General features: G+C 37.2%; 18 protein-coding genes. 1 reads left to right on the top strand and 17 read right to left on the bottom strand.

Translation table 11 applies throughout. From position 1 onward, the window contains the following. Nucleotides 1–155: 155 nt before the first annotated feature. From queA to Q0Q99_RS11725, 12 genes are all read right to left on the bottom strand, one after another. On the bottom strand, nucleotides 156–1,205 hold the full coding sequence (gene queA, locus Q0Q99_RS11780; RefSeq protein ID WP_293896130.1) for a tRNA preQ1(34) S-adenosylmethionine ribosyltransferase-isomerase QueA: 1,050 nt from the start codon (nucleotides 1,203–1,205) through the stop codon (nucleotides 156–158). Between the two features lie 152 nt (nucleotides 1,206–1,357). Continuing rightward, nucleotides 1,358–2,605 carry a 3-phosphoshikimate 1-carboxyvinyltransferase gene (locus Q0Q99_RS11775; protein ID WP_293896127.1) on the bottom strand — a complete coding sequence of 416 codons (1,248 nt, stop codon included), beginning with the start codon at nucleotides 2,603–2,605 and terminating at the stop codon, nucleotides 1,358–1,360. Between the two features lie 2 nt (nucleotides 2,606–2,607). Next, the gene (locus Q0Q99_RS11770) at nucleotides 2,608–2,934 is read right to left on the bottom strand and encodes a nucleotide pyrophosphohydrolase (RefSeq protein ID WP_293896124.1); all 327 of its coding nucleotides are present in this window, start codon (nucleotides 2,932–2,934) and stop codon (nucleotides 2,608–2,610) included. 1 nt (nucleotide 2,935) lies between these two features. After that, nucleotides 2,936–3,388: a D-aminoacyl-tRNA deacylase gene (dtd, locus tag Q0Q99_RS11765; RefSeq protein ID WP_293896121.1), complete on the bottom strand. Its 453-nt coding sequence runs from the start codon at nucleotides 3,386–3,388 to the stop codon at nucleotides 2,936–2,938. Nucleotides 3,389–3,400: 12 nt separating this feature from the next. Then, nucleotides 3,401–4,378: a ribosome small subunit-dependent GTPase A gene (gene rsgA, locus Q0Q99_RS11760; RefSeq protein WP_293896118.1), complete on the bottom strand. Its 978-nt coding sequence runs from the start codon at nucleotides 4,376–4,378 to the stop codon at nucleotides 3,401–3,403. A 126-nt stretch (nucleotides 4,379–4,504) separates the two neighbouring features. Further along, nucleotides 4,505–5,029 (bottom strand): hypothetical protein, encoded by a 525-nt coding sequence (locus tag Q0Q99_RS11755; RefSeq protein WP_293896115.1) that lies wholly within the window; start codon nucleotides 5,027–5,029, stop codon nucleotides 4,505–4,507. 184 nt (nucleotides 5,030–5,213) lie between these two features. Further along, nucleotides 5,214–5,690 (bottom strand): hypothetical protein, encoded by a 477-nt coding sequence (locus Q0Q99_RS11750; protein WP_293896112.1) that lies wholly within the window; start codon nucleotides 5,688–5,690, stop codon nucleotides 5,214–5,216. A 102-nt stretch (nucleotides 5,691–5,792) separates the two neighbouring features. Then, complete coding sequence (locus tag Q0Q99_RS11745; protein ID WP_293896109.1) at nucleotides 5,793–6,875, bottom strand: bifunctional 3-deoxy-7-phosphoheptulonate synthase/chorismate mutase type II; 1,083 nt, start codon at nucleotides 6,873–6,875, stop codon at nucleotides 5,793–5,795. 7 nt (nucleotides 6,876–6,882) lie between these two features. Beyond that, nucleotides 6,883–7,728, bottom strand: coding sequence for a prephenate dehydrogenase (locus tag Q0Q99_RS11740; protein ID WP_293896106.1), 846 nt, complete (start codon nucleotides 7,726–7,728; stop codon nucleotides 6,883–6,885). Nucleotides 7,729–7,738: 10 nt separating this feature from the next. After that, nucleotides 7,739–8,881 (bottom strand): aminotransferase class I/II-fold pyridoxal phosphate-dependent enzyme, encoded by a 1,143-nt coding sequence (locus Q0Q99_RS11735; RefSeq protein ID WP_293896103.1) that lies wholly within the window; start codon nucleotides 8,879–8,881, stop codon nucleotides 7,739–7,741. Next, nucleotides 8,878–9,705 carry a prephenate dehydratase gene (locus Q0Q99_RS11730; RefSeq protein WP_293896100.1) on the bottom strand — a complete coding sequence of 276 codons (828 nt, stop codon included), beginning with the start codon at nucleotides 9,703–9,705 and terminating at the stop codon, nucleotides 8,878–8,880. Before Q0Q99_RS11730 ends, Q0Q99_RS11735 begins: the two co-directional genes overlap by 4 nt. A gap of 233 nt (nucleotides 9,706–9,938) precedes the next feature. After that, entirely contained in the window at nucleotides 9,939–10,880 is a 942-nt protein-coding gene (locus Q0Q99_RS11725; RefSeq protein ID WP_293896097.1) for a M20/M25/M40 family metallo-hydrolase, read from the bottom strand. 120 nt (nucleotides 10,881–11,000) lie between these two features. Here Q0Q99_RS11725 and gldA point away from each other — a divergent pair, with 120 nt between their 5' ends. Next, nucleotides 11,001–11,900, top strand: coding sequence for a gliding motility-associated ABC transporter ATP-binding subunit GldA (gldA, locus tag Q0Q99_RS11720; protein ID WP_293896094.1), 900 nt, complete (start codon nucleotides 11,001–11,003; stop codon nucleotides 11,898–11,900). A gap of 26 nt (nucleotides 11,901–11,926) precedes the next feature. Here gldA and Q0Q99_RS11715 read toward each other — a convergent pair whose 3' ends face one another. From Q0Q99_RS11715 to Q0Q99_RS11695, 5 genes are all read right to left on the bottom strand, one after another. Next, nucleotides 11,927–12,676, bottom strand: a complete 750-nt coding sequence (locus Q0Q99_RS11715; protein ID WP_293896091.1) for a head GIN domain-containing protein — start codon at nucleotides 12,674–12,676, stop codon at nucleotides 11,927–11,929. A 9-nt stretch (nucleotides 12,677–12,685) separates the two neighbouring features. Beyond that, a complete protein-coding gene (locus tag Q0Q99_RS11710) occupies nucleotides 12,686–13,774 on the bottom strand; it encodes an acyloxyacyl hydrolase (protein ID WP_293896088.1) in 1,089 nt (362 codons plus the stop codon). A 235-nt stretch (nucleotides 13,775–14,009) separates the two neighbouring features. After that, entirely contained in the window at nucleotides 14,010–14,966 is a 957-nt protein-coding gene (metF, locus tag Q0Q99_RS11705) for a methylenetetrahydrofolate reductase [NAD(P)H] (RefSeq protein WP_293896085.1), read from the bottom strand. A 74-nt stretch (nucleotides 14,967–15,040) separates the two neighbouring features. Next, nucleotides 15,041–17,719, bottom strand: a complete 2,679-nt coding sequence (gene metH, locus Q0Q99_RS11700; RefSeq protein WP_293896083.1) for a methionine synthase — start codon at nucleotides 17,717–17,719, stop codon at nucleotides 15,041–15,043. Further along, nucleotides 17,719–18,708, bottom strand: a complete 990-nt coding sequence (locus Q0Q99_RS11695; protein WP_293896081.1) for a homocysteine S-methyltransferase family protein — start codon at nucleotides 18,706–18,708, stop codon at nucleotides 17,719–17,721. Before Q0Q99_RS11695 ends, metH begins: the two co-directional genes overlap by 1 nt. Between the last annotated feature and the right edge of the window lie 86 nt (nucleotides 18,709–18,794).

The raw sequence follows: 18,794 nt of genomic DNA, 5'->3' as shown, positions 1-18,794 counted from the left end.
GAGGCAGCGTTTGTTACTAGCCCCGATTGCAGTGGAAATCCTGTTATTGTGAGATTGCCACGCAAGCTCGCAATGACAGATTGGAACGGAAAGCGGGAAAGAGCTCCTAAAAAAATCCCAACATTTCTGATGGGATTTTGGTGTTTTAGAATTGATTATATAATCAACATTGCGTCTCCATAAGAATAGAAACGGTATTTTTCCTTGATTGCTTCTTCGTATGCTTTTTTCATCAAGTCATGACCGCAAAATGCAGAAACCATCATTAACAGGGTTGATTTTGGTGTGTGAAAATTAGTTACCATGCAATCGGCAATACTGAAATCATGCGGCGGAAAAATGAATTTATTCGTCCAGCCTGTAAAGGTATTTAAGGTTCTTTGTGATGAAACTGAACTTTCAATGGCGCGCATTGAAGTCGTTCCGATACAACAAATTTTACTCTTTCTTACTTTTGCTTTATTTACAATGTCACAGGCTTCCTGATTTATAATTAACTCTTCGGAATCCATTTTGTGTTTTGACAAATCTTCAACTTCTACCGGGTTAAATGTTCCCAAGCCAACGTGTAATGTTACTTCTGCAAATTGAATTCCTTTAATTTCCAATTTCTTCAAAAGATGTTTAGAAAAGTGTAAACCAGCTGTTGGAGCCGCTACTGCGCCTTCTTCTTTGGCATAAATAGTTTGGTAACGTTCCGCATCTTCTTCGGTTACTTCACGGTTGATGTATTTTGGAATTGGCGTTTCTCCCAATTCTGTTAGTTTTCTTCTGAATTCTTCATAGGAACCATCATAAAGGAAACGCAATGTTCTTCCACGGGAAGTGGTGTTGTCAATTACCTCAGCCACTAATGAATCATCGTCACCAAAATAAAGTTTGTTTCCAATTCTGATTTTACGCGCCGGATCGACTAAAACATCCCAAAGGCGTTGCTCGGCGTTTAGTTCTCTTAAAAGGAAAACTTCGATTCGGGCTCCGGTTTTTTCCTTATTGCCGTACATACGAGCCGGGAAAACTTTGGTGTTGTTTAAAATCATCACATCGCCATCATCAAAATAATCAATAATGTCTCTGAATGTTTTATGCTCAATAGTTTTTGTTTTTCGGTTGACAACCATTAATCTGGCTTCGTCTCTACTTTCTGCTGGGAATTCAGCTAATAATTCGGTTGGAAGATTGAACTGGAAATGAGATAATTTCATCTGTAAAAGTTAGGAATTATAAGTTATGAGTTATGAGTTTCTTCTCATAAATTTTAAATGCCTGCAAATATACTATCGTCAGATAGGCGTTGTCAAGTAAAAAGGTGTTTATTTTTATATTAAGTTGCTGAGCGCCTTAGTTACTGCGTTGTTTAGTGATTTTCTAATTGAAATCCAATGCTTTTCAAATCCTCCCAAAAAGCCGGATAGGATTTTGAAACCACTTCTGCATCTTTAATAATGATATTCGTTTTCAAAGCTAAAGGTGCAAAAGCCATAGCCATTCGGTGGTCTTGATAAGTTGAGATTGGGATTAATTCGTGCCTCGCAATGACTGATGGTTCTAATGTCAGGCTATCATTTGTAATCAAAACATTTGCGCCCAATTTTTCCAATTCGGTTTTTAACGCCAATAACCTGTCGGTTTCTTTTATTTTTAGCGTCTGCAAACCGGTTAAATGACATCCAATTCCTAATCCGAAGCAGGTTACGGCAATTGTTTGGGCGATGTCGGGAGAGTTATTTAATTGTAAGTTTTGAGTTATGAGTTTTGAGTTATGAGTTTTTTTTAAAAGAACTGTATTATTTTGAAATGTCGTTTCAACTCCGAAATTTTTATAGATTTCTGCTAAAACCGAGTCGCCCTGCAGGCTGTTTTTTTTATAACTCGATAATGTTATTTCGGTTCCGATTGCTGAAAGTGCAATTATTGAATAATAGTAAGAAGCTGAACTCCAGTCCGATTCTACTATAAGGGACAAGGGATTAGGCCCTTCGACTGCGCTCAGGGTGACAAGAGGCTTTACTGTAATTTTGTTATCAATAAAAGACGTTTCTATTCCTAATTCATTTAATAAACTCAACGTCATTTTGATGTAGGGAACAGATGTGATTTTGCCTTCTAATGTAAGTTCCAAACCATTTTCAAGTTTTGGTGCTATGAGTAATAGTGCGGAAATATACTGGCTGCTGACATTAGCAGAAAGGGAAACTTTGTTCTGCGTTATTTTTTTGCCTTTGATTCTAATTGGCGGGAATCCTTCGTTTTCTTCATAGCTGATTTCGGCTCCCAATTGTCGCAAAGCATCAACTAAAATCTTAATTGGGCGTTCTTTCATTCGTGATGAACCGGTAAGCACAACTTCTCGATTTTCCTGAATGGCAAAATACGCTGTAAGAAAACGCATGGCAGTTCCGGCATGATGAATATCTATTAACGTTTCATTACTTTGTAACGCTTTCATCATCACTTCTGAATCATCCGAATTTGAGGTGTTTTCCAAAATTAGATTTGGATATAAGGCCTGAAGCAACAACAATCTGTTGGTTTCGGATTTGCTTCCTGTAATTGCGATTATGGATTGTGGAATGCAAGTAGATGATTTGAGCAGTAAATTCAAAACTATTTTAGTTTATCGTTATTATGATGACGGTCATGGTCGCGGTTGGTTTTCAAATCGAGTTTTTTATCAAAAGCAGCCTGTAAATCAACTCCGGTTTGGTTTGCCAGACACAAAACCACAAAAACCACGTCGGCTAATTCTTCGCCAAGGTCTTTGTTTTTATCACTTTCCTTTTCGGATTGCTCGCCGTATCGACGCGCAATTATACGGGCAACCTCGCCAACTTCTTCGGTGAGTTGCGCCATGTTTGTAAGTTCATTAAAGTAACGGACTCCGTGGTTTTTAATCCAGTTGTCTACTTCTAGTTGGGAGTTTTTTAGGTTCATTTTATTCCTTATTTTTTGTGTCAATAATTATAGTCACCGGCCCATCATTCAGCAATGAAACTTTCATGTCTGCGCCAAATTGCCCGGTTTGCACCTTCTTACCCAATTCGGTTTCCATTTGCTGGATAAAAGATTCGTAAAGCGGAATGGCAATTTCGGGTTTTGATGCTTTTAGATACGATGGGCGATTGCCTTTTTTGGTTGAGGCGTGTAAAGTAAACTGGCTTACGATTATCATGTCTCCGCCAACGTCTTTCAGAGATAGATTCATCACTTCATCTTCGTCATTAAAAATTCTGAGGTTTGCAATTTTGGCTGTTAGCCAAATACTATCTTCTTTGTTATCGGCATCTTCAATGCCGATTAAAACGAGTAATCCTTTTTGGATATTGGCAACAATTTGGTTGTCGATTGTAACTGAACATTCAGCAACTCTTTGGATTACTGCTTTCATTTAAATGGTGAATTATTTCCTCGTTTCATCACTTGCAATTCTATCATCGTTATAAACATCAGAACGGTAATGTTCTTCATCGCCTTCGAGAATTTTGAGGTAACTATTGTAACGTGACCATGCTATTTTATTGTCTTCCAAAGCTTTTTTGATTGCACAATTCGGTTCTTCTTTGTGCAGACAATTATTGAACTTACATTCGTCCTGCAACTTAAAGAATTCAGGGAAATAACCACTCACTTCCGAAGGTTCCATATCAACAATCCCAAAACCTTTTATTCCCGGTGTATCTATTATTTTGGCATCAAAAGACAAATCATACATTTCGGCAAAAGTTGTCGTATGCTGTCCTTGTCTGCTTTGCTCGGAAATGTTTTTGGTTTTCAAATTTAAACCCGGTTCCAAAGCATTGACTAAAGTTGATTTTCCAACGCCTGAATGTCCGGAAAACATAGCTGCTTTTCCAATCATCATTTGCTTTAATTCTTCCAGCCCTTTGCTTTCCTTAGCGGAAACTTTTAAAGATTTATATCCAATTTCAGAATAGATGTATTGCAAATACAATTGTTCCTCCTGCATGGCTTGATCAAACGTATCAATTTTATTGAAAATTAAAACGGCCTCAATGCCATAAGCCTCGGCTGTTACTAAAAACCTATCGATAAAACTGGTCGTAGTTGGCGGATTATTTATGGTAACTAAAAGAAAAACAACATCAATATTGGAAGCAATAATATGAGTTTGCTTGGATAAATTCACCGATTTCCTTACGATGTAATTCTTTCTGTCGTGAATGTTATGAATTGTTCCCGTTACAATATCTGAGTTTTCATCCAATTCAAAATCGACCACATCGCCAACAGCAATTGGATTTGTGCTTTTGATTCCTTTCATACGGAATTTGCCTTTAATTCGGCATTCTATAAAATCGCCTTGTTCAGATTTTACAGTGTACCAACTTCCGGTAGATTTATAAACAAGTCCTGTCAAAATTAATTACGATTATAAATTACGAATGACAAAGGTAAAAAAACACCACAGTTATTGTATTTAAAGTTGGTTTAAATAAAAAAGGTTGAGCAATGCACAACCTTTTTTAAAACTCATATCAGAATGTTAGTATTTGTAACCAACTCCTGTTTTAATGTTTTGAGAACCTCCTAAACCGTTAGAAGAAGCTCCAACGGTAGCTTTATCAGCCATTAACAATACAAAAGGGCAACCTTGTTTTGCAGCGTCCATTTTGATTTTCTTAGAAGCTTTTTTATCTCCAGTGTTTCCTGTTTGGAAGTTGATAAGACCTGTTTTTCCGCGAACTTCACCGACTTTTTTCAAACCAGCGATGTATCCTTTGTCTTCAAGAATAACAACTTTTTCCCAATCGTCTTCACCATTGATTACGATTTTCTCAGTAACGTCTTCTTGTCGTTTTGTTTTACCGTACATAATTTTTTCAACTGCATACTTACCAATGGTATTTTCTGCATCTTCACCATCATACTTGAAGACAATTGTGTACTCATCTAGACGGATAACTTTTCCTTCTACAACCTCTCCACTGTGCTTGTAAATTTTGTCTAACTGTGCATTTGCAACGTTCAAGCCAAGTGCAAATACAATTAATAAAAAGATTTTTTTCATTTTTAAGTTGATTTTAAATTAATAGATTGTTTTTATTGTTGTGGCAATGATACAAAAAAACCTACTAAAAACATAGCGGGTTACTATTTAATAAAATTGAATGCTATTTCTTATCTAAGCATTTCCATTTAGACATAAAAAAAGTTGCCGTTTCCGGCAACTTTAGAAGTACGTTTTTTAAAGCTTAATACTTATAAACGTAAGCTGTTCTATTGGATGAAACATCGGTTGTTACTAAAACAAACTGATAACCCAATCTGGCTGCTTCCATTTTTAGTCTTTTAACCACCGCAGTATTCCCGGAATCATAGTTTGCCAAATCGTCACTGGTGCCAATTTGCTGTCCCACTTCTAAACCTTTAGTATTCTCCAGGTTTTCAAGGATGACAACTTTTGCCCAATCTGCTTGACCGTTAACGGCAATTTTGTTGGAAGTTTGTACTACCTGACCTGTTCTGCCGTACGTAATTTTTTCAACGGCATTCTTAGCAATAGTATAAGGTACATCTTGACCTTCGTAAGTAAACACGATAACATTATCATCAACACTTATAATTCTGCCTTTAAGTGTTTCACCAATTTGTTTCTTAATTACATCGATCTGGGCGCTGGCTAGGTTAAAACCGAAAACCAATGTAAATAGTAAAATAATTTTTTTCATCTCCGTTATTTTTAGCATTAATAGACTTTTTAAGACACCCACAAATATAAAAAAAACTACTAATGCCACCACATTAAACCGATGTTCTCACAAATTATCCGTTTATCCGTTAATTATCTTCTCCTGATGGCTGATACTTTCCTGGTGAATGGCTTTGAAAAGTTTTAGAATAAACTCTTCACTTAATCCTTTTTCTTCACCGTCCAAAATCATTTTACCTAAGATCTCGTTCCATCTTTTATTTTGCAAAACAGCTACGTTTTTCTCTTTTTTCAAAGCTCCAATTTGTTCAGCGACTTTCATTCTGTTGCCAAGCAATTCCAATAATTTGCTGTCGGCTATATCAATATTGGCTCTAAGTTTTATCATTTTGGTATTGAAATCATCATCTTCCGTAGTTATTTTTTTAACTTTCAAATCCTCGAAAATCTGTTTCAAAACCTTTGGTGTAACTTGTTGTGCCGCGTCACTCCATGCATTATCCGGATCGACATGGGTTTCAATAATCAATCCGTCGTAATTCAAATCCAATGCCTGCTGTGACACTTCCTGAATCATATTCCTGTTTCCGGTAATGTGTGAAGGATCGCAAATCAGCGGCAAATCAGGAAAACGACTTTGCAACTCAATAGCTATTTGCCATTCAGGAATATTTCTGTATTTCGTCTTTTCATAAGTTGAAAAACCTCTGTGAATTACACCAAGCTTTTTAATTCCGGCGTTATACAGTCGTTCTACGCCACCGATCCATAGAGCCAAATCTGGATTTACCGGATTTTTAACCAACACGATTTTATCGGTTCCAGCCAAAGCATCGGCAATTTCCTGAACCGCAAATGGATTTACTGTAGTTCTGGCACCAATCCATAGTACATCGATATCATGTTCCAAAGCTAGTTTTACATGAGCCGAATTAGCCACTTCGGTTGCCATTAACAAACCCGTTTCGGCTTTCGCTTTTTGTAGCCATTTTAAACCGATAGCTCCAACGCCTTCAAATCCTCCCGGACGCGTTCTTGGTTTCCAAATTCCCGCACGAAAAATACTAACATCAGAATTTTTCAATTCGTGTGCAATCTTCAACACCTGCTCTTCGGTTTCTGCACTGCATGGCCCCGCAATTACCAATGGATGCGACAGATTAAAATCTACTAACCATTGTTTGTTTTCTTTTGTAATATCCATAGCTTTATTATTTTCCGTTTAATATTTCTTTTATCCTGTTTGTGTTTTCCATTTCATGAAAAATCTGTTCGTAATTTCCGCTTTCCAATAAATTTTTGAATTGCGATAAATTGGCAATGTATTCTTCCAATGATTTTACGACTTGTTTTTTATTTTGCTTGAAAATAGGCGTCCACATCGCTGGTGAACTTTTGGCTAATCTAACCGTACTTTCAAATCCGCTTCCTGCCATATCAAAAATATCTTTTTCATGCTTTTCTTTCTCAATGACCGTTTTTCCTAGCATAAATGAACTAATGTGTGACAAGTGAGACATATATGCAATATGTTTATCATGTGATTTTGGCTCCATATACCGAATTCTCATTCCCAAATCCTTAAATAATTTAAGCCCTTTTTCCTGTAATTTAAAGGTGGTTTTTTCAACTTCGCAAATGATGTTGGTTTTGTCTACAAATAAATTTCGAATGGCAGCCGTTGGTCCGGAGAATTCCGTTCCTGCAATGGGATGCGTTGCTAAAAAGTTTCTTCTTTTCGGATGATTTGACACCGATTCGGATATTGGACTTTTGGTTGAACCGACATCAAAAACCAAGGTTTCATCTGAAATAGTATCCAAAATTTTTGGTAAAAGTTCCAGAGCAATATCTACAGGAACAGCGAGAATTACGAAATCAGCTTCGATAACCTCTTTCAATTCTGCTTTTTGATGAATAATTCCTTGCTTGATGGCTTGTTCCAAATGGTTTTCATTGGCATCCACACCCATAATAACGGCGTCTTTATCCAATGCCTGAATATCCAATGCCATTGAACCGCCGATTAAACCTATTCCGATTACGTATACTTTCATTTTTATTCTTTTAAAATCGTTCTATTGCCTGCTGGATTTTTTCTTCGGTAACGCAAAGCGAAAATCGAATGTAGCCTTCGCCATTACTGCCAAAAATAGTTCCGGGCGTGATAAAAATATGCTTTTCCAATAACACTTCATCAATAAATTTTTCTGCAGAAATATCCGTCGGAAGTTTTGCCCATACAAACAATCCAACGCTCTTTCTATCGAAAGTACAATTCAGTTTTTCGGCCAATTTAAAAATCAGGTTTCTTCTTTTTGTATAGATTTCATTCTGTTTTTCGAACCAATCCTTTCCTAATTTTAGAGCTTCGATGGCGCCTTTCTGAATTCCGTAAAACATACCGCTGTCCATATTGCTTTTTACTTTTAGGATAGCATCAATGAATGTTGAATTTCCTAAAACCATTCCCACACGCCAGCCTGCCATATTATAGGTTTTGGACAACGAATTTAATTCTAATGCGATAGCTGCCGAACCTTCAACCTGCAATATTGACAGCGGATTTTCATTTAAAACAAAACTATATGGATTGTCATTTACAATCAAAATGTTATGCTTTTCCCCAAACGCAATTAGCTTTCCGAACAATTCCAAAGTACCATTCGCACCGGTTGGCATGTGTGGATAAGAAACCCACATCAGTTTTACTTTTGACAAATTTAATCTCTCCAATGCATCGAAATCAGGCTGCCAGTTGGTTGCTGCTGACAAATCATAACACACAGCTTTTGCCTGAACCAATTCGGTTACCGAAGCATAAGTTGGATAACCTGGATTTGGAATTAAAACTTCATCGCCTTCGTTTAAAAACGCCAGCGAAATGTGCATTATTCCTTCTTTAGAACCCATCAATGGAAGAATTTCAGTGTTGAAATCCAAGTCGACATTAAAATGGTTTTTATAAAAATCCGCCATGCCTTTTCGCAATTCCGGCAAGCCTTGGTAACTTTGGTATTCATGCGCTTTGTCATCAAACATAGCTTTTTGCATGGCTTCGATAACGTTTATATCCGGAGCTAAATCGGGGCTGCCAATTCCCATATTGATAACCGGTTTTCCCTCTGAAATGAGCTGACGCACTTCTCTCAATTTTCGGGAGAAGTAATATTCCTGTACACTTTGTAATCTATCGGCTGTGGTAATCATAGTTTCCCATTTTTATATTCACCCAACACTTTAAAATGGTTGGTCATTATGGCTAAGATTTTCAGCGCTTTTTCATAATGTTTGTACTTCTCAAAAACCACATCCACAAAGAAAGAGTATTGAAAAGGCGTCTCGATAATTGGCATCGATTGGATTTTGGTCAGGTTCAATTTGCAGTTTGTCATCACATTTAAAACGGTGGCCAAACTTCCCGGCGTGTCATCCAACTCAAATTTTAATGACGCTTTATTGATTTCCTCTTTTGGCAAAAGATTAGCTTTTTTACTGATAATGAAAAAACGTGTCATATTGTTGTTTACTGTTTGGATTTCAGGCGCAATGATTGTCAAATCATACATTGAAGCTGCAGCTTTACTGGCTATGGCTGCTATACCTTTGATTTGTTTCTGATGAATTCTTCTCGCAGTTTCCGCTGTATCTTTGTCTTCGACTAATTTGATTTTTGGATGCTTTTTCAAAAAATCCATGCACTGTAACAATGCCATTGGATGGGAATGCACTTCTTCAATCTCGCTGATTTTTTGCCCATTGAGCACCATTAAATTCTGAATAATATCCAAATAGAATTCACCTGTAATATGCAACTCATTCTTATCTATCAAAGCATAATTCGGAATAATGGAACCCGCAATGGAATTCTCAATCGCCATAACCGCCAATTGGGATTTGTCCTGCAGTAAGCTGTCGATTAATGCTTCGAACGACAAGCACTCGTTCACGAAAACATTTTGATGAAAATATTCCTGCGCCACCTGATGATGAAACGACCCTTTGATTCCTTGTATTGCAATTTTCATTTCCATAATTCAAAAAAAAATCCCGATTTTCATCGGGATTGTATCTTTAGTTAATGATTTCTCTTTAAAATAACTACACGACAATCCCGTTTCTTTCCCAGAAGAAATAAAAAGAATTGTTATAATATGTAGCTGCGTTTGACAATTTATTTTTTGTATTTGGCTAATGTAAAAAATTAAAACATAGGTTTTACATGACGTGGCAAAAAAATTACTGTAAGGTTTCGTAAATGTCTTGATTACAACTTCTCCACCCGGCTTGGTGTGTCTTTCCCACTGATAATACTTTCCGAACTGATGGCAATGGCTTTAATAATCTCGATCATATTATCTAAATCCAAAGTTGATATCTCATCGCTTTTTTTATGATAATTTGGTTCAGAATCCATTTTTGAAGTCGAAATAGTATGAGCGGGAACACCAAGTGCCGCTAATGTTGCATTATCAGAACGGTAAAAAAGGTGTTCATTCGGATAGGGATCTTCATAAAAGTTGAAGTTGCTTCCTTTTAAATTTTTTTGCAAAATGGTTCCGAAATCAGATTTTTCAAAACCGGTAATATAGGCCGAGTTCTTATCCCACTTGCTTTCCGTTCCAATCATTTCTATATTGAACATAGCTATTACAGCATCGGCATTGATGTTTTGGGAGAAATATTTGGACCCGTAACCTCCTACTTCCTCGCCAGTGAAAGCCACAAAAATAATTGTGCGTTCATTGTTATTCAACTCCTTAAAATATTTCGCCAACGCAATCACAGCGGTTGTTCCCGAAGCATCATCATTGGCACCGTTGTATACTTTATCTTCGTTTTGATGCTTACTTCCATACCTAACATTCATCCCTAAATGGTCATAGTGTGCCGAAAAAACCACATACTCGTTTGGTTTTGATATTCCCGGAAGAATACCAATTACATTATTGGCATTTTTATCATCAACTTCAAATTCCTGGCGATAATTTTTTAAATTTTTATAATAATCCAACCCAATTTTCACAAATTCATTTTCAATAAAAGCAGAAGCAGAATCAATCCCCGCAGTGAAAATTTTTCTTCCTTCCATTTTATCAGAAGCAAGTTCAGTTTCAATACGAACAATTTCGCTTTTTTGAATGTCAGGTTTCATCTGGCCCTGCGCCAAAAATCCAAAAGAAAGAACTACTAAAACATATTTTTTCATAATCATTTTATTAAAGGGTAAATATAAGAATCAAATCCCTAACTAAAAAGAAAGTTAATCTGCGCCCAAAACCAAAAATCAAGCCAATTTCTCTTTACATTTGCCACAAATATTACGTTTATGTCGATAGAGGTTCAAAATGTTTCCAAAAGTTATGGTTCCCAAAAAGCATTAGACAAGGTTTCTTTCTCCATCAAAAAAGGAGAAATTGTGGGTTTTCTTGGTCCAAATGGCGCCGGAAAATCTACCCTGATGAAAATTTTGACCACTTTTCTCAATGCCGATGAAGGCACAGCAACTGTCAACGGAAATGATGTAACCGAAAACCAAAAAGCGGTGCAGCTTTCGATTGGCTATTTACCGGAACACAATCCTTTGTATCTTGATTTGTATGTTCGCGAATATTTGGCATTCAATGCTGATGTGTATAAAGTTTCCAAAGCGCGTATTGAAGATGTCATTCAGCTAACCGGTTTATCGCCCGAAAGCCATAAGAAAATTGGACAATTATCGAAAGGTTTTCGTCAACGTGTTGGCTTGGCAACCGCTTTGCTTCACAATCCGGATGTTTTGATTTTAGATGAACCAACAACAGGTCTTGATCCAAATCAATTAGTGGAAATCAGAAACGTAATTAAAAATGTTGGGAAAGACAAAACCGTTTTTCTTTCTACGCACATAATGCAGGAAGTGGAAGCAATTTGTGACCGCGTAATTATCATTGATAACGGAAAAATAGTTACCGACAAAAAACTTGACAAATTAGTTTCTGAAGAAAAAGAGCAAATCATCGAAGTTGAATTTGACAAAACTATTGACGAAGCTTTATTAGCAGGTTTATCAAATATCAAATCTTATACTAAAACCAACCAAAATCTTTGGACATTAACTTTCGCAACAGAAGAAGACATGCGTCCAAAAATATTTGATTTTGCTCACGACAACGGTTTGAAAACACTTCAGATTAGTTTGAAAAACAAAAATCTAGAACAAATTTTTAGGGAAAAAACTAAAAAATAGTGTTCATTTATTAGTAAGCAGTAATTTTAGGGATAAACAACTCTTCCTTGATATAACTCATTCACATCAACAATTGGCGGCACATTTTTTAAGATGATATTTCCCGTACTATTCATGGTTCCGGTAATGCTTTGAATAGGTTTTACAATCATATCATTGGAGCCGCGATGGTAAACTTGTATATTTTGAACAGTGAAATCGCCTGCCTCAATTCTCCCATCGCCAAAATAGAAATAAAAATTTGCTGTATTGGTCTGACCTGAAAGATAAAACCTTGATACATTATTATTGTTGATTGTGAAAACATCATTATCCAAATTAATAATAAAGTCACCTGTTGCTGCGCCAGTTTCGCCATCGGCATCTTTATCAAAAGCGGTTATGGTCAGGTTTGGAAATGTCCATACACCGTTAGAACTAATGTTCCTGTCGGTTTTAGAATATATTTCTTCCAGAGTTGGTGTAGTCACTAAAATCTTGGTGTTCCCATAAGCACGAACCCAATTGCAACTGACTTCATCCTTAAATATAAGTTGGTCGCCATTTTGTCGCACTTCCACATTATCAATAAAATTGGAACCCGCAACAATGGCAACTTTGTATTCACTTCCCTGAGTAATAATTACTTCAATCCCGCGATATACTTTTATTTTTTTGAAAGGCTGAACAGCAATTTCCTTAGTAATCGTAAGGCCTGAACTCTCGACACAATCACTTGGTTTTTCACAAGCGGTTAATATCAAAAACGAAACTATCAATATGGAAAACTTTTTCATAGCTATATTTTAAATTCTGTATCCAATTCCAAATTCCAAGGCTTCCGCCAAAAACAAATGCGTTTTTATCGTAAAACCACCAAAGAGTTTATTGGTAAAATAATATTTAATTCCGACCCTGTCATAAACCGGAATATCCTTTTTAAAAGGCTCGTAAACATAATATCCTATTTGGGTTTCAAGCGAAATCCTGTTGATCATTAATTCATGACCGACAAAGATTCCGACTCTTTTATAATCAGTATTGGCACTGATATTTTCTTCAGGGTAGGCAACTGAATAATATTTAATGTATTCTTTAAGGGATTTTGTCAAAAACAATTCGGTTCCCAATTGTAGTGATGTTTTTCTGTTGATGCGTTTGTCTGCATAAAAACTTATGTGGTAAAAAGGAAATCTACCACTGTTAATTATCGGACTTTCATTAATCCCGGTTCGGAAAACAAAGTTATAATGAATTGGTTCCTTATATGATTTTTTGACTAAAGCAGTATCTGGTTGTCGTTTGAAATCTTCGGATAAATTATAATTCAAACCAAGATTCAGCAGATACGTATTGATGCCACTATTGGGCGATTTCATTCGTCCATTGGAATAATGTGTAAATAAAATTCCCGCATGAAAGCCAACATTCTTAAACAACGCCTGATTATCATAAGACAAACCAAAATTAGTGTTTCCCATCAAACGACTTCCAAACGCCCTATTTTTGCTGTTATGAACCTTATCGTAAGGATTAGTTGCATAAGCAATTCCTTGCGCCAGTTTGAATTGCAATTGCCTCTTCCAAAAATAAAAATTATACAACGCTCCAACAGAATAATTTTCGCCCAAAGGCTGACTTTTAAAATCCTGATATAAAAAATAAGCGCCATAATCGGGATAATTATAAGCCTGATGCCACTCTTTGGAACCATCGGCCCTTTTGATTATGCTGAGCATCAGACCATCGGGATGTCCATTGATTAAATGGTACATATCTTCTGTGTGTGGCAAAGCGTTTCCTCTCAAAAAAGAAGCTTCAACCGCAAAAGGATTATTCTTTTGACCAAAAAAAGAAAGTGGAAGCAATAAAAACAGTAGGTAAATTTTCCTCATCCTAAAATTAATTCGCACAAATATAACAGAATATCTTTAATTTGATATTAAGAGGAGAATGTCCAGTAAACATTCGGCATTTTTAAAATTAGGAGCGAGTGGTTCGGGCATTTTTTGGTTTCTATATTCCCGCTTTCCACTAAATTTTTACACCTGTCAGGTGTAAAAAACCTGACAGGTGTAAAATATACCGTTGCAATCGGGGCTAAATGGAAATTGTCTTTTGTGAAAGTCTCTAAAAAATGTCTGAAGCTATTGCCTTAATATTCTCCGCTTTTCCCATTGAATAATAGTGTAAAACCGGAATTCCTGCAGCAACCAATTCTTTACTTTGCTGCGTACACCATTCAATTCCAATTTGTTTTACATGGTCGTTGTCTTTGGCTTTTACAACTGCCATAATCAAATCATCGGGTAATTCAACACTAAATCGGTGCGGAATTAAATTCAGTTGTTTCTTGGTCGCAATTGGCTTCAAACCGGGAATAATCGGAATTGTAATTCCGGAAGCGCGACATTTTGCCACAAAATCAAAGAATTTTTTATTGTCAAAAAACATTTGCGTAATGATATATTCCGCACCGTTTTTGATTTTTTGCTTTAAAAAATAAATATCGCTGTCAAGGCTTGGTGCTTCCATATGTTTTTCGGGATAACCCGCAACGCCGATACAAAAATTTGTTTGCGCCGAATTTTTCAAATCTTCATCCAAATAAATTCCGTTGTTAAGATTACTAACTTGCAAAACCAAATCGGTAGCATATTCATTGCCTTCTTTCTCGGGTTTGAAATAGGTTTCTGTTTTCAGGGCATCACCACGAAGTGCCACCACATTGTCAATTCCGAGAAAATCCAGGTCAATAAGTAAGTTTTCAGTATCTTCTTTGGTAAAACCGCCACACAAAATATGCGGAATAGCATCTACGTTGTATTTATTTTGAACTCCGGCGCAAATCCCAACCGTTCCCGGGCGTTTCTTTACAATTTTCTTTTGCAACAGTCCACTTGGCAATTCCTTGTATTCGTATTCTTCACGATGATACGTCACATCTATAAATGGCGGATTGAATTCCATCAACGGATCAATACTGTCAAAAATTGACTGGATGTTTTGTCCTTTTAAAGGTGGTAAAATTTCAAACGAAAACAATGGTTTTCCGTTAGCGTTTTCTATATGTTGGGTTACTTTCATTTCTGTTATCTGTTATCTGTTGTCTGTTATCCTTTTTCCAATTTTAACTGAAAACTGACAACAGACAACGGTTCTTAATCTGCTATATTTGGATTAAGCCATTTTGTAGCTGTTTCTGTTGAAACACCTCTTCTTTTGGCGTAATCTATTACCTGATCTTCCTTTATTTTCCCGAGTCCAAAATACTTGCTTTCCGGATTTCCGAAATAATAACCTGAAACGGATGATGCCGGCCACATTGCCATACTTTCGGTAAGCGTTACGCCGATTTCCTTTTCTACATTCAATAATTTCCAGATGGTTGGTTTTTCTAAATGGTCAGGACATGCAGGATAGCCCGGAGCCGGACGGATGCCTTTATATTCTTCATCAATTAAATTCTGATTCGACAGATTTTCATCTGATGCATAACCCCAAATTTCTTTACGAACTTTTAGGTGCAAATATTCCGCGAAAGCTTCTGCCAATCTATCACCAAGCGCTTTTACTAAAATCGAATTGTAATCGTCTAATTGTTTTTCAAATTCCGCTGCTTTTTCATCCACACCAAAACCTGTTGTCACACAAAAACATCCGATGTAATCTTGTTTTGCACAATCTTTCGGCGCAACAAAATCCGCTAACGCAATGTTTGGAGCACCAGCTGTTTTTTGCGATTGCTGGCGAAGCGTTAAAAAAGTAGTGGGTTGTAGTTTGTCGGTTGTCAGCTTCACCTCAATGTCATCATCGTTTATGGTGTTTGCAGGAAAGATTCCAAGAATTCCTTTAGCAGTCAACCATTTATCTGAAACGATTTGTTGCAACATTTTTTGGGCATCGGCAAATAAAACCGTGGCTTGTTCGCCTACAACTTCATCGGTCAGGATTGCAGGATATTTTCCGTACAATTCCCATGAGCTGAAAAAAGGTGTCCAGTCAATGAAATCAACTAATTCAGACAATTCTACATCAATGGTTTTTGTTCCGATGAAATTTGGTTTAACCGGAGTAAAATTATCCCAATCTAACTTTAGTTTATTTTTTCTCGCATCTTCAATAGATAAGTAATTTTTATCCCGACTTCTATTCAAATAACCTTCACGGAGTTTGTCATATTCTTCACGAATGGCTTTCACATAACTTCCTTTGGTTTCGTTTTGCAGCAGATTACTCGCAACCGTTACCGCACGCGAAGCATCGTTTACGTGCACTACAGTTTCTTTATATTCAGGAGCAATTTTTACGGCAGTATGCGCACGCGAAGTCGTTGCGCCTCCAATCATAATTGGAATTTTGATATTGAGTTTGTCCATTTCTTTGGCTAAATACACCATTTCGTCAAGCGATGGCGTAATTAATCCGCTTAATCCAATGATGTCAACATTTTCACGAATAGCCGCTTCAATAATTTTTTCCGGCGGAACCATAACGCCCAAATCGATAATTTCAAAGTTGTTGCAACATAAAACTACGGCTACGATATTTTTGCCAATATCGTGTACATCGCCTTTTACCGTTGCCATCAAAACCTTTCCGGCAGATGATGATTTTCCGTCTTTTTGCGCTTCAATGAATGGTAGCAAATAAGCCACAGCCTTCTTCATCACCCGTGCTGATTTTACTACTTGTGGCAGGAACATTTTTCCGCTTCCGAATAAATCTCCCACAACATTCATTCCGGCCATTAAGTTAATTTCGATAACTTCGATTGCTTTGTCGGAATTTGCTCGGGCTTCTTCTACATCAATTTCTATAAATTCGTCAATTCCCTTTACCAACGAATGTGTCAATCGTTCCTGAACCGAACCATTACGCCATTCCTGAATTGCTTTTTCATTTACTTTAAAATCACCTTTGAAAGTTTCGGCTAAATCCAATAATCTTTCGGTAGCGTCTTCTCTTCTGTTTAGCAAAACATCTTCAACATGCTCTAATAAAGTTGGGTCGATTTCATCATAAATCTCCAGCATTTCAGGATTTACAATTCCCATTGTCATTCCGTTTTGAATAGCATGATATAAGAAAGCCGAATGCATCGCTTCACGAACTTTGTCATTCCCGCGAAACGAAAACGAAACGTTACTCACGCCACCTGAAATTCCTGCATGCGGCAAATTTTCGCGAATCCATTTTGTGGCTCTGAAAAAATCTAACGCGTTTAATTTGTGTTCGTCCATTCCGGTAGCAACCGGAAAAATATTCGGGTCGAAAATGATATCTTCGGCCGGAAAATGAACTTCATTCACCAGGATATCATAACTTCTTTTACAGATTTCGATTCTTCTTTCGTAATTATCTGCCTGACCATTTTCGTCGAAAGCCATTACGATGACTGCTGCGCCATATCTTTTAATTAACTTGGCGTGATGGATGAATGCTTCTTTTCCTTCTTTTAGTGAAATGGAATTCACAACACCTTTTCCCTGAATAACTTTCAATCCGGCTTCGATGATTTCCCATTTGGAACTGTCAACCATAACCGGAACTCTTGCGATATCTGGTTCAGCAGCAATTAGGTTTAGGAATTTTGTCATAGCATATACGCCATCCAACATTCCTTCATCCATATTTATGTCGATGATTTGGGCACCGCCTTCGACTTGTTCTCTGGCGACAGTAAGCGCTTCGTTATACTTTTCTTCCTTGATTAAACGCAGGAATTTACGCGAACCGGTTACGTTAGTTCGTTCGCCTACGTTTATGAAATTGGATTCAGGCGTAACGATTAGCGGTTCCAATCCTGATAGTTTTAAATATTTTTTTGCTTCCGCCATTATATCGTTTCTAAAATTTGTCTTGGTTTGAATTGCTTCGCCACGTCAGCAATTGCTTTGATGTGCTCTGGAGTTGTGCCGCAGCAGCCGCCAATTATGTTTATCAAATTATCTTGTAAATATTCTTTAATTAATGCCTGCATTTCCTCTGGAGTCTGGTCGTATTGCCCGAAAGCATTTGGCAATCCTGCATTCGGATGCGCTGAAATATTTAATTGTGTATTATGAGCCAAACGTTTTAAATAGGGTTTCAATTGGTCGGCACCAAGAGCGCAATTAAATCCGATGCTTAGCAAATCGATGTGTGCAATGGAAATCAAAAATGCTTCGACGGTTTGTCCGGAAAGTGTTCTTCCTGAAGCATCGGTGATTGTTCCTGAAACCATCACCGGAATATCCAGATTGCGTTCTTCTTTTACATCTTCTATGGCGAATAATGCGGCTTTGGCATTGAGCGTGTCGAAGATAGTTTCTACTAAAAGCACGTCACAACCACCATCTATTAAAGCTTCAACCTGTTGTTTGTAAGCGATGCGTAAATCGTCAAACGTTACGGCGCGGAAACCCGGATCATTCACGTCAGGCGACATTGATGCTGTGCGGTTTGTTGGTCCGATGGAACCAGCCACAAAACGTGGTCGGTCTGTAAATTCATCGGCTACTTCGCGGGCAATTTTTGCGGATTCGTAGTTTAGTTCGTAAACCAAATCCTCTAAGTGATAATCGGCCATTCCTATTGTTGTTCCCGAAAAAGTATTGGTTTCAACAATATCAGCACCGGCTTGGAAATAGAGTCGATGGACTTGTTTTACAGCTTCGGGTTGCGTGATGGAAAGTAAGTCGTTATTGCCTTTTAATGGATGTGGAAAATCCTTGAATCGTTCGCCACGGAAATCTTCTTCGGAGAAATTGTTGCGTTGCAGCATAGTTCCCATTGCTCCGTCGAGAACGAGGATTCTTTCTTGTATTGCTTGTTGAATTGTTGACATTTTTTCAGCGTTGCAGCGTTGCAAAGTTTAGTTGTAATATGATTTTATCTAGCCCTGATGGAAGCGGCATCCTTTTTTGTTTTAGA

This window comes from Flavobacterium sp., from assembly GCF_025352425.1.
GTDB lineage: Bacteria > Bacteroidota > Bacteroidia > Flavobacteriales > Flavobacteriaceae > Flavobacterium.
This window is presented reverse-complemented; position numbering and strand designations above follow the sequence as displayed.

Excerpts from the sequence above, each read along its gene's own strand:
- Q0Q99_RS11695 (WP_293896081.1), bottom strand. The coding sequence starts at position 18,708 with ATGTCAACAATTCAACAAGCAATACAAGAAAGAATCCTCGTTCTCGAC.
- queA (WP_293896130.1), bottom strand. The coding sequence starts at position 1,205 with ATGAAATTATCTCATTTCCAGTTCAATCTTCCAACCGAATTATTAGCT.
- Q0Q99_RS11755 (WP_293896115.1), bottom strand. The coding sequence starts at position 5,029 with ATGAAAAAAATCTTTTTATTAATTGTATTTGCACTTGGCTTGAACGTT.
- Q0Q99_RS11745 (WP_293896109.1), bottom strand. The coding sequence starts at position 6,875 with ATGGATATTACAAAAGAAAACAAACAATGGTTAGTAGATTTTAATCTG.
- Q0Q99_RS11710 (WP_293896088.1), bottom strand. The coding sequence starts at position 13,774 with ATGAGGAAAATTTACCTACTGTTTTTATTGCTTCCACTTTCTTTTTTT.
- gldA (WP_293896094.1), top strand. The coding sequence starts at position 11,001 with ATGTCGATAGAGGTTCAAAATGTTTCCAAAAGTTATGGTTCCCAAAAA.
- Q0Q99_RS11715 (WP_293896091.1), bottom strand. The coding sequence starts at position 12,676 with ATGAAAAAGTTTTCCATATTGATAGTTTCGTTTTTGATATTAACCGCT.
- Q0Q99_RS11725 (WP_293896097.1), bottom strand. The coding sequence starts at position 10,880 with ATGAAAAAATATGTTTTAGTAGTTCTTTCTTTTGGATTTTTGGCGCAG.
- Q0Q99_RS11750 (WP_293896112.1), bottom strand. The coding sequence starts at position 5,690 with ATGAAAAAAATTATTTTACTATTTACATTGGTTTTCGGTTTTAACCTA.
- Q0Q99_RS11735 (WP_293896103.1), bottom strand. The coding sequence starts at position 8,881 with ATGATTACCACAGCCGATAGATTACAAAGTGTACAGGAATATTACTTC.
- metH (WP_293896083.1), bottom strand. The coding sequence starts at position 17,719 with ATGGCGGAAGCAAAAAAATATTTAAAACTATCAGGATTGGAACCGCTA.
- metF (WP_293896085.1), bottom strand. The coding sequence starts at position 14,966 with ATGAAAGTAACCCAACATATAGAAAACGCTAACGGAAAACCATTGTTT.
- dtd (WP_293896121.1), bottom strand. The coding sequence starts at position 3,388 with ATGAAAGCAGTAATCCAAAGAGTTGCTGAATGTTCAGTTACAATCGAC.
- Q0Q99_RS11770 (WP_293896124.1), bottom strand. The coding sequence starts at position 2,934 with ATGAACCTAAAAAACTCCCAACTAGAAGTAGACAACTGGATTAAAAAC.
- Q0Q99_RS11740 (WP_293896106.1), bottom strand. The coding sequence starts at position 7,728 with ATGAAAGTATACGTAATCGGAATAGGTTTAATCGGCGGTTCAATGGCA.
- Q0Q99_RS11730 (WP_293896100.1), bottom strand. The coding sequence starts at position 9,705 with ATGGAAATGAAAATTGCAATACAAGGAATCAAAGGGTCGTTTCATCAT.